The 10,577-nt window shown below is 65.5% G+C and carries 8 protein-coding genes; 1 reads left to right on the forward strand and 7 read right to left on the reverse strand.

Annotation, left to right across the window (positions count from 1 at the left end):
• Nucleotides 1–43: 43 nt before the first annotated feature.
• From ACVOL0_RS13935 to ACVOL0_RS13965, 7 genes are all read right to left on the reverse strand, one after another.
• Nucleotides 44–1,369, reverse strand: coding sequence for a septal ring lytic transglycosylase RlpA family protein (locus tag ACVOL0_RS13935; RefSeq protein ID WP_481549611.1), 1,326 nt, complete (start codon nt 1,367–1,369; stop codon nt 44–46).
• Nucleotides 1,366–2,502, reverse strand: coding sequence for a lytic murein transglycosylase B (gene mltB, locus ACVOL0_RS13940; RefSeq protein ID WP_481549612.1), 1,137 nt, complete (start codon nt 2,500–2,502; stop codon nt 1,366–1,368). The genes ACVOL0_RS13935 and mltB overlap by 4 nt, the downstream gene beginning before the upstream one ends.
• Before the next feature lie 466 nt (nt 2,503–2,968).
• Entirely contained in the window at nt 2,969–4,075 is a 1,107-nt protein-coding gene (gene rodA / locus ACVOL0_RS13945) for a rod shape-determining protein RodA (protein ID WP_282271529.1), read from the reverse strand.
• Complete coding sequence (mrdA, locus tag ACVOL0_RS13950) at nt 4,072–6,168, reverse strand: penicillin-binding protein 2 (RefSeq protein WP_481549613.1); 2,097 nt, start codon at nt 6,166–6,168, stop codon at nt 4,072–4,074. Before mrdA ends, rodA begins: the two co-directional genes overlap by 4 nt.
• Nucleotides 6,169–6,170: 2 nt before the next feature.
• Nucleotides 6,171–6,656, reverse strand: coding sequence for a rod shape-determining protein MreD (gene mreD, locus ACVOL0_RS13955; RefSeq protein ID WP_481549614.1), 486 nt, complete (start codon nt 6,654–6,656; stop codon nt 6,171–6,173).
• Nucleotides 6,653–7,789 carry a rod shape-determining protein MreC gene (gene mreC / locus ACVOL0_RS13960; protein ID WP_481549615.1) on the reverse strand — a complete coding sequence of 379 codons (1,137 nt, stop codon included), beginning with the start codon at nt 7,787–7,789 and terminating at the stop codon, nt 6,653–6,655. Before mreC ends, mreD begins: the two co-directional genes overlap by 4 nt.
• 156 nt (nt 7,790–7,945) lie before the next feature.
• A complete protein-coding gene (locus ACVOL0_RS13965; RefSeq protein WP_005419402.1) occupies nt 7,946–8,992 on the reverse strand; it encodes a rod shape-determining protein in 1,047 nt (348 codons plus the stop codon).
• A gap of 274 nt (nt 8,993–9,266) precedes the next feature.
• Between ACVOL0_RS13965 and ACVOL0_RS13970 the strand changes: the two genes are divergently transcribed.
• Entirely contained in the window at nt 9,267–10,199 is a 933-nt protein-coding gene (locus ACVOL0_RS13970) for a carbohydrate kinase family protein (protein WP_481549616.1), read from the forward strand.
• The last annotated feature ends 378 nt before the right edge of the window (nt 10,200–10,577 follow it).

Consider the following 10,577-nt stretch of genomic DNA (forward strand, 5'->3'; position numbering starts at 1 on the left):
TAGGGCGACACCGGCCAGCTGGCGGCACCCCGGTGTGCTGGGGTTAATCGCGGACCACTTGCGGCAGGCCAAATCCAAGACCGGCAATACGCCCGGCAAGTTCCGTGGCACTGCTGCTGTCGGTGGCCGGCACCCGCAGGCGCCACAAGGTGCGGCCACCGCTGACGATGTCACTCAGGCTGGCCCCGACGATACCGGCCGAGGTCAGCTGGCCCAAGGCCCTTGCAGCATTGTCACGGCTGGAGAAACTGGCCACCTGCAGCAGGATCGCACCCAGCGCGCGGGAAGCAGGGTCAGGCTGTGCCGCTGGCGCGGCCTTCGGCACCGACGCTGCGGCTGCGGCCACCGCCCCGCCGGCCGGCGGGGTGAACTGCAGCAGCTCCGACGATGCCGGCAAGGCCTGGACACGTACCGGGGCTGCCGCCGTGCTGGCCGCGCTGGTGGTGGCTGGACGACCGGTGGCCACACGCACCCCGTTGTCCTTCATCCAGGTCTCGAAGTGGTCAGCGCTGCCGGCCACCGGACGTGCCGGGACGACCGCAGGGGTGGGCAGCTTCTCGACCAACTGATCCATGCGGCTGGGTGCCGCAGCTGCGGGCCGCGCCGCTGGCACGGCCGCGGCGACGCTGGCCACGGCACGCTCGCGGCGGGCGCGACGGCTGTCGCTGGACGCCTGCAGATTCTCACTGCCCGGGGTCAGCCCATGCACTTCCACTCGGCCGGTGCCACGCTGGGTGATGCCCAGGCGCACTGCAGCGGCATAGCTGAGATCGATCACGCGCCCGTCGTGGAACGGCCCCCGGTCATTGACCCGCACGATCACCGACTCGCCGTTATCCAGGTTGGTCACCCGCGCAAAACTCGGTAGCGGCAAGGTTTTGTGCGCGGCGGTGAAGGCGTACATGTCGTACACCTCCCGGTTGGAAGTCAGCCGGCCATGGAATTTCTGCCCGTAATACGAGGCAGTGCCCTGCTCGACATAGGTATCGACGCGGTCCATCACCTCGTACTGCTTGCCCAGCACCGTGTACGGCGATCTGTTGCCGACCGCCGAGCGGGCTTCATTGGTCACCACCGGCTCGGGGATGCAGTCCACATTGGGTATGTAACTCGGCGTGCTGTCACTTACCCCTGGCTTGTACAGGCCGCCAGCGGTGTAGTTGCCGCGGGTGGACAGGTCTTCCTGTGCTTTGGCGTAGGGCGAGCCTTCCGGGCATTCACCGCGCGCGTTGCCGCGACCATGCACCACCGTCGCCGGGCGCGACGATGCGCTGGCACCACTGCTGCCATGGGCCGACTTCTTGGGGGCGCTGCTGCAGGCGGCCAGCCCGAGCACGATCAACGCAGGGACCAGCCACTTGATGTTCATGCCGGGGGCAGCTCCTTGCCGGCGATGGCCTGGGACAGCTGGAACACGGCCATCGCGTACATTTTGGAAATGTTGTAACGGGTGATTGCGTAGTAGTTCTGGAAGCCCAGCCAGTACTGCTTGCCGTCACTACCTTCCAGCGTCACCGGAGTGGCCTTTGCGTTGACCGCGCGCACCGGCGTGACCGGCTGATAGCCACGCGCGGCCAGCTCGCTGACGGTATACGTCGGGGTCCAATCGGTGGGATTGAATTCCTCGAAGCCAGCCTGCAGCGTCGCCGGTACCGCCACGGTGCCGCCACGGATCCAGCCGCCCTTCTTGACGAAGTAATTGGCAATGGACGAGAACACATCGTCGTAGCTGTTGAACAGGTCACGGCGGCCGTCGCCATTGCCGTCCACCGCGAAGTCCAGATAGCTGGACGGCATGAACTGGCCCATGCCCATCGCCCCGGCATAGCTGCCCTTGAGCGTGGTGATGTCGAGCTTTTCCAGTGCGCTCAGTTCAAACAGCTTGGCCAGCTCATCACGGAAGAACAGCTCGCGGCGTACTTCGCGCTCGAGCTTGGCCGGGTCGCCGCTGCGCGGGTATTTGAAGGCCAGGGTGTACAGCGCATCCAGCACGCGGTGATTGCCGGCATTGCGGCCGTAACTGGTTTCCACGCCAATGATGGAGACGATCACTTCGGCGGGGACGCCGGTGCGTTCCTGCACCCGCATCAGTTCATCGCGGTGTTCGGCCAGGAATGCGCGACCACCATCGATGCGCGCCTGGGTGATGAACATCGGACGGTATTCGTTCCACGGCTTGACCCGTTCGGCCGGTCGCGACATCGCGGCGATGATCGGCTCGCGGATCTGCGCCTGGGCCAGCGTACTTTCGATATAGGCCGGGTCGATGCGGTACCTGGCTGCCGTATCGCGCACGAAATTGGCGCGGGCGGTTTCGAACGGCACCGGCGTCAGGTCGACCGGCGGCAAGGCGGCCTTGGCCTCGGGTACGGCTTCGGCCGGGCCAGTGCTGGGCTTGACCGGTGTTTCCGCCGGGGCCGGCAGAGGTGCAGGAGACTTCGGCTGGGTTGCGCAGGCAACCATGCCGAGGGTGAGGCAGCAAACCAGGGCGCGTCTAATCATCGGGCGAGATTAGCAGGTCGAAGATGAATTTCCCGCAATAACACCATGAAAGACAACAAGATTGAAGCGAAAAATACGCTTCGCCTGCCAGCGCCTTGGCCCCTCGGATTCACGTTGTCCGATGAATAGGCGACGCGATGGCGCCTGCGCTGGACTGGCAATCTGGCGCGGCAAGGACCACCACCACCGGAGCCAGGCAAAAAAGGAGTGCCGGCCATCTCCCCATCCCGCTGAGATGACCGACACTCGCGTCAGCGTCCGGGGGACCCGGGACGACGGCTCCCCCCGTCATCCCGCCAGATGCCAACCTGCCAGCTGCCCCATACGGCGGGCCGGCAGTCACAGCGCGGACAGCGCGCCGGTGACGGGGCGTAGTGTGAAGGTTTAGTAAAGTCAGGTGTTTGATCTGGATCAAAGCTCGCAATATTGGCGCGGATAAATGAACGATCCACGCAACAGCATTGCGCTAGCCACCATGTACCGGCCGGTGCGCACGTACCGCCATCACCAGCCCGAAGCCGGCCAGCAAGGACACCGCCGAAGTGCCGCCATAACTGATCAACGGCATCGGCACACCCACCACCGGCAACAGGCCGGAGATCATGCCGCCGTTGACCAGGATGTAGACGAAGAACGCCAGGCCGGTCGCGCCCGCCAGCAGCCGCGAATAGGTATCACGCGAATCCACCGCGATCCACAGGCAGCGGCCAATCACGAACAGATACAAGGCCAGCACCACCGCCACACCGATCCAGCCGTACTCCTCACTCAGTACCGAGAACGCGAAGTCGGTGGTCTGTTCGGGAATGAAGTTCAGGTGCGACTGCGAACCCAGCCCCCAGCCCTTGCCGGTCAGGCCGCCGGAGCCGATGGCGATCTTTGACTGGATGATGTTCCAGCCCGCACCCAGCGCATCGCTCTCCGGGTCCAGGAACATCATGATGCGGTCCTTCTGGTACGGCCGCAGCAGCCAGAACCAGGCCACCGGCGCAGCCGCGGCAACGCCGCCCACGCCCACGCCCACCCACCACCAAGGCAGGCCGGCCAGCAACAAGACGAAGGCACCACTGGCGGCAATCAGCACGCCGGTACCGAAGTCCGGCTGCAACATCACCAGCCCGGTCGGCACACCGATGATCACCGCCGCCACCAGCACCACAGGAATACGCGGCGGCAAGGGCATGCGGTTGAGATACCACGCCACCATCATCGGCAGGCTGACTTTCAACAATTCGGCCGGCTGCAGATAGAACAGGCCAAGGTTCAACCATTGCCGCCCGTATTTGCCGGTGCCAAGCACGAACACCGCCAGCAGCGGCAACATCGACAAGGCATAGATCATCGGCGTCCACGCGCGGATGCGCAGGATCGACACCCGCGAGATCGCCCACATCGCCACCAGGCCCACTGCAAAACGTGCGCCCTGCGCCATCACCAGGCCACTGCCACCAGCGCTGTCCAGCACCGACAGGCCAATGACCATCAAGGCAAGCAAGGCAAACAGCAGCGGCCAGTCCAGGCCACGGGTCAATCGCTGACCCATCTCCAAGGCCCAGCGTAGGAAATCCCTCATCGGCGTACCTCCGCTGACGTTGCCGCCGGCACCGCCGGACGCACGGCAGCCGGCGCAACACCGGGCTTCGCTTCAGGCGCGGGCTGCGGCGGCGCACCTGGCAGCGGTGCGGGAGCACCAACCATGATCGGCAGGTCTGCGAACTGCGGCGCCACCAGCTCACCGCGTGCGCGCCAGCTGGCATCTTCGGTATCAAAGGTCGCCACGCCCACCACCACCGTGCCGCGCTCGGCATCCAGCGGCTGCAGGCCTTCGGGCATCACCCCGAGCAACCAGGCGTCAAATACCTTGCGTGCGATCGGCGCGGCGGCTGAACCACCGTAGCCGCCGCCTTCCACCGCGATGGCAATGGCGATGACCGGCTCCTCGGCAGGTGCGAAACCAACGAACAGCGCGCGGTGGCGCAGGTGCATCGGCAGGCTGCGCGGGTTCAACGCGGCCGTGCCTTTGCGGCTGATGACCTGCGCCGTACCGGTCTTGCCGGCCATGCGGTACTGCGCACCGGCAGCAGACCGCCAGCCACTGCCACCGGGTTGCATGGTACCCATCATGCCCTCGCGTACTGCCTGCACATTGGCCGGATTGGGGCTGATCGGCCGACTCGCTGGCTGCTGCATCGGCGCCCAGTCGTGGTCGAAACCGGCACGCTGCTCCATCACCAGGTGAGGGGTGCGCAGCTGGCCAGTAGCCAGCCCGCCAACACCTCGCACCAGTTGCAGCGGTGTCACTTTCCACAGGCCCTGGCCGATGCTGGCATTGACCGTATCACCCGGATACCAGCGCTCCTTGTTGGCCTTGAACTTGGCCGCAGGCGACGGCAGGATGCCGCCGATCTCACCGGCCAGATCGATGCCGGTGGGTTGGCCAAAGCCGTAGCGGTTGCCCATGTAGTCGTCATAGCGCTCGATGCCCATGTCGATACCGAGCTGGTAGTAATAGGTATTGACCGACTGCGTGATCGACTTGCGCAGGTCGGTCCAGCCATGGCCACCGCGGTTGGCATCGCCCCAGCCACGGCTGACGCCGGGCAGGTAGAACATGCCACGCGACAGGATCTTGTCTTCGGGTCGACGCAGACCGCTGTCCAGGCCCGCCAGGCCGAGGAAGGGCTTCACCGTCGAGCCTGGCGCCACACCGCCCAGCACCAGCCGGTTGAACTGCGGTCGCGACGGGTTCTCGTTGAGTCGCTTGAAGTCGGCGTGGGAGATGCCGTTGACGAACAGATTGGGGTCGTAGGACGGCAGGCTGACCATTGCCAGCACTTCGCCGGTGCGCGGATCAATCGCCACCGCCGAACCTTCCTGGTCACCGAACGCGGCCACCATCGCCCGCTGCAGGTCGGCATCGATGGACAGCCGCAGGTCGGTGCCCGACTGCGCCGGCACCCGCCCAATGGTGCGGATGGCGCGGCCCTGGACATTGGTCTCGACCTGCTCGTAGCCGATCTTGCCGCGCAGCTGGGTTTCGTAGAAACGCTCCAGCCCGGACTTGCCGATATGGGTCAGCGCCGCATTGCCCTCGCCCAGCTCTTCCAGATCCTTGTCATCGACACGACCGACGTAGCCGATGATGTGGCCAAACAGATCGCCGTAGGGATAACGCCGGGTCAGATAGGGCTCCAGCTCGACGCCCGGATAGCGCCAGCGATCCACCGCGAAGCGGGCCATTTCCTCGTCGCTGACGCGCAGCTTCAGCGTCACCGGCATGAAGCCGCGGCGCGCCTTGCGTGATTGTTTGAAACGCTCGATGTCCTCTTCGCTGAGCGAGAAGATCTTCTGCAGCCCGGCCAGGGTGGCGTCCATGTCCTGGACCTTGTCGGCAGTCACGTCCAAGCGGAACGCCGGCACGTTCTCGGCCAGCAGGCGGCCGTTGCGGTCATAGATCAAGCCGCGCCCCGGTACCACCGGCCGCGCCTTGATGCGGTTGGCTTCGGAGCGGGTAGCGTAGATGTCGTGATCAAGCACCTGCAGCTTGAAATACCAGCCCGCCAGGAAACCCAGAGCCAGCAAGACCCCCAGGAAACCAATCGCGGCACGGCGCCGGAACTGCTCGGCCTCTGCGTGCGTGTTCTTGCTCTGGCGGCGCGAAGCCATCGTCAGCGCCCGCGCTTGCCCAGCCGCACCGCATCCAGCAGCACATACAGCGGCAACCACAACGCCATGCCCAACACCGGTGCCACCCAATAACTCCACGGCAGCAGTGGCTCACCCACCAGCAGGTGGATGGCGGCATCGATCACCCGGTCATTGAACAACAGCCCGCCCATTGCCAAGGCCTGCTGTGACAGCGGGAAGAAGCGGATGCGCGCACGGAAGCGCTGCAGGATGAAAGCCATCACCACCAGCCGCAGTGCCTGCTCGCCGAGAATGCCGCCAAACATCACGTCAGCCAGCAGGCCGATGCTGAAAGCGAAGCCCAGCCCTACCTTGTCCGGGGTCTCGATCACCCAATAGGCCAGTACCAGCGCCAGCCAATACGGGCGCGCCGGCAACAGCAGCTCGGGCAACGGAATCAACGCCAGCAGCAAGGCCAGCACGAAACTGACCGGCATCACCCAGCCCTTGGTACGCAGACGACTCATGGGCGCACCTGCGGCGGGGTCGGCTTATCGGTGGTCACAGGCGCTGCCGGGGTCGCCGATTCGCTGGTTGCCGCTGCTGCAGGTCCGGTTGGAACCTGGCCGGTGGCTGCAGCAGCTGCACTGTTCGGCGCGCTGACTGGCGCCTGCGTCTCCGCCGGGCCAGCCGTGGTTGGTACGGTCTCGGCCACGGGAACGGCCACCGCGCCCATCCGATTGGCCGGCGCTGCGGATGGGCCGCCCGCCGTCGTGACTTCCGGCGCCAACTCGCTCGTATCGCTGTCCGGCAACTGCGGCAGTGCCGGCACCGAACGCAGCAGCAGCACGTTGCGGCCACGGTCCAGCTTGGCCGCCGGCTCCAGTTCGCCTACCAGGAAGGCGTGGGTATCGTCCGGACGCAGCTTCAGGATCTTGCCGACCGGGAAGCCGGCCGGGAAACGCCCACCCAGGCCGGAAGTGACAATCTCATCGCCCACTTCCACGCCGGCGCTGAGCGGAATATCACGCAGTTCCAGACGATCACCACGGCCGTAGACAATCAGGCGCACGCCATTGCGCGCCACCGCCACCGGCACCGCATGGTCCGGGTCGGTCAGCAGCAGCACGGTCGAATGCGCAGGCGTCACCGCGATCACCTGGCCCATCAGGCCGCCGGAATCGATCACCGCCTGGCCGACATGCACGCCGGCGCGGCTGCCCGAATCCAGTACCAGCCGCTGCTTGACCGGATCCAGGTCGATATCGAGGATGGGCGCCAACTGCACGTCCAGGCCATTGCGCTCGGCCACGTTGAGCAGCTCGCGCAGCTGCGCGTTGTCCAGCGCTGCGGTCTGCAGGCGGGTCAGGCGCGCGTTGGCGACCAGCAGCTGGTTGCGCAGCTCGCGGTTTTCGTTGACCAGCTGGTTATGGCTGGCGGCGTTGTCCTTGACCGATGCCCCTACCCGGCCCGGCACACCGGCCAAGGCCCAGATCGGCTGCACCAGCACGTTGGCCTGGGCACGCAGGCGCGACATCCAGCCGCCCTGGTCGTCGAGCACGATCAAGGTGATGGCCAAGGCCAGATACGCCAGCAGACGCAGCGTGCTGCTGGCATCCCCTTGACGGGAGGCTACGGGAGGACCGGCGTAAGGGGGCACGACAGAAGGCTGGAAATTGGGAATGAAGAATCGGGTATGGAAACGGCGCGACCGGTGTCACGCCGTTGGTTCGGGGAAGCGGATGCTGGAGAGTGGAACGCGCTGCAGGACACCCTGCCACCCGTTCCCGATTCCCCAGCCGCCATTCCCTGCGGATCACTCCGGCGCAAAGAACTCGTTGCCGTGCATGTCCACCAGCTCCAGCGCACGGCCGCCACCGCGGGCCACGCAGGTCAGCGGATCGTCGGCCACCTGCACGTGCAGGCCGGTTTCTTCGGAAATCAGGCGGTCCAGGTCACGCAGCAGCGCGCCACCACCGGTCAGCACGATGCCGCGCTCGGCGACGTCGGCGCACAGTTCCGGCGGGGTCTGTTCCAGCGCAAGCTTGACCGCCGAGACGATGCCCGACAGCGGCTCGTGCAGGGCTTCCAGGACTTCGTTGGAGCTGATCTTGATCATCTTCGGCACGCCCTCGGCGAGGTTGCGGCCGGAGATTTCCATCTCGATCACTTCCGCCTGCGGGTAGGCGCAGCCCAGCTCCACCTTGATGCGCTCGGCAGTGGCTTCACCGATCAGCATGCCGTGGTTGCGGCGCACGTAGTTGGTGATGGACTCGTCGAAACGGTCGCCGCCGATACGCACCGAGGCCGAATAGACGATGCCGTTCAGCGAGATGACCGCAACTTCGGTGGTGCCGCCGCCGATGTCGATGACCATCGAACCACGCGCCTCGGTGACCGGCATGCCGGCACCGATCGCAGCAGCCATCGGCTCTTCGATCAGGAACACATCACGCGCACCGGCCTCCTCGGCCGATTCCTTGATGGCGCGGCGCTCGACCTGGGTGGAACCGGCCGGCACGCAGACCAGCACGCGCGGGCTCGGGCGCAGCACGCGCGACTTGTGCACTTTCTTTATGAAGTGCTTGAGCATCGCCTCGGTATAGGTGAAATCGGCGATGACGCCATCCTTCATCGGGCGGATGGTGGTGATATGGCCCGGGGTACGGCCGAGCATCTGCTTGGCCTCGGCGCCAACGGCAGCCACCGAGCGGGTGCCACCGATGGCACGGTCCTGGCGCACGGCCACGACCGAAGGCTCGTTCAGCACAATGCCCTGGCCGCGCACATAGATAAGGGTGTTGGCCGTGCCCAGGTCAATGGACAGGTCATTGGAGAACATGCCACGCAGCTTCTTGAACATCTGGGAAGTGATCCTGAGGGGTGTCGCGCCCACGCCGGTTGGCGAAAAAATGGGCAGAAAATGAGGGCAGTTAGCCTATCAATCCACCCCCGCCCGAGCAAGGAAAATCCTAGTGAATTCTGGGCTTTCGACCACTCCGGGCAGCTGCGGTACATCCTTGCTTGTGGCCGTGGGCCGCCGCAGCCGGTAACCTTACGCACTTTGGCGCGCAGTCGCGCCGAGTCGTCTGCGCGTGCGCGGCGGCTTTTTCCTTTTACGTATAGGCCTGTTCGCAATGTCCGCTTTGATCTGTGGTTCCCTTGCCTTTGACACCATCATGGTGTTCCCGGACCAGTTCAAGAACCACATCCTGCCGGACAAGGTGCACATCCTGAATGTGTCGTTCCTGGTGCCGCGCATGCGTCGCGAGCTAGGCGGTTGCGCCGGCAACATCGCCTACAACCTGAAGCTGCTGGGCGGCAGCCCGATCCCGATGGGTACCGTGGGCCAGGACTTCGGCCCCTACCGCGAGCACTTCGAGCGCATGGGCATCGACCTGAGCCAGGTGCGGGTGCTGGAAGACATGTTCACCCCGCAGTGCTTCATCACCACCGACCACGACAACAACCAGATCACCGCCTTCCACCCGGGCGCGATGATGCGTTCGCATGACAACCACGTGCGCGACGTGCCGGGCGTCACCTTCGGCATCGTTGCGCCGGATGGCCGCGAAGGCATGATCCAGAACGCGGCCGAGTTCGTCGAATGCGGCATTCCCTTCATCTTCGACCCGGGCCAGGCGCTGCCGCTGTTCAACGGCCCGGAACTGCGCGAGTTCATCGAGCAGGCCGACTACGTGGTGGTCAACGACTACGAGTCCAACCTGCTGCAGCAGCGCACGGGCTGGAGCGAGACCGACATCGTCGCCCGGACCAAGGCCTACATCACCACCCAGGGCCCGCGCGGCGCCATCATCCACACCCCGGAGAAGAGCTTCGACATCCCGCCGGCGCACGAGCGCCGCGTGGTCGACCCGACCGGTTGTGGCGACGCCTTCCGCGCCGGCCTGATCTTCGGCATCGAGAAGGGCATGGACTGGCTGACCGTCGGCCGCATGAGCAACCTGATGGGCGCGCTGAAGGTGGAACACCCGGGTACGCAGAACCAGCGCTTCGACTTCGCCGAGTTCAACGACCAGTTCAAGCAGCAGTTCGGCTACAGCCTCTAAGAAAAACGGCGCCCACAAGGCGCCGTTTTTTTATACCCACATGTAGTGCCGAGCCATGCTCGGCAGCCGCTTTACAAGCGAAAAGCTCCCCCTCACCCCAACCCCTCTCCCGCAAGCGGGAGAGGGGCTCAAAGCGTAGTGCCGAGCCACGCTCGGCAGAGGCCTTCCCGGCAATCCATCGGCCGCGCGAGATTTGTGGGAGCGGCGTAAGCCGCGAAGCTGGCAATGCTGGATTGCAGGCGGATTGCGCAATCTGGTGGTGTGCGGGCTTGGCGGCGTTAACCCCACCCCCCAAAAAAACGCGGGCCCGGGGTTTGCGGGGAGGCCGAATCCCCCCGGGGCGCGGGCCGACGCGTTTTGACCCACACCCCCCTGCGG

Source organism: Stenotrophomonas sp. STEN021 (assembly GCF_056760175.1).

Bases quoted from the DNA above. Each gene is read 5' to 3' on its own strand.
- ACVOL0_RS13965 (WP_005419402.1), bottom strand. From the start codon at position 8,992: ATGTTCAAGAAGCTGCGTGGCATGTTCTCCAATGACCTGTCCATTGAC.
- rodA (WP_282271529.1), bottom strand. From the start codon at position 4,075: ATGAGGGATTTCCTACGCTGGGCCTTGGAGATGGGTCAGCGATTGACC.
- mreD (WP_481549614.1), bottom strand. From the start codon at position 6,656: ATGAGTCGTCTGCGTACCAAGGGCTGGGTGATGCCGGTCAGTTTCGTG.
- ACVOL0_RS13970 (WP_481549616.1), top strand. From the start codon at position 9,267: ATGTCCGCTTTGATCTGTGGTTCCCTTGCCTTTGACACCATCATGGTG.
- mltB (WP_481549612.1), bottom strand. From the start codon at position 2,502: ATGATTAGACGCGCCCTGGTTTGCTGCCTCACCCTCGGCATGGTTGCC.
- mrdA (WP_481549613.1), bottom strand. From the start codon at position 6,168: ATGGCTTCGCGCCGCCAGAGCAAGAACACGCACGCAGAGGCCGAGCAG.
- ACVOL0_RS13935 (WP_481549611.1), bottom strand. From the start codon at position 1,369: ATGAACATCAAGTGGCTGGTCCCTGCGTTGATCGTGCTCGGGCTGGCC.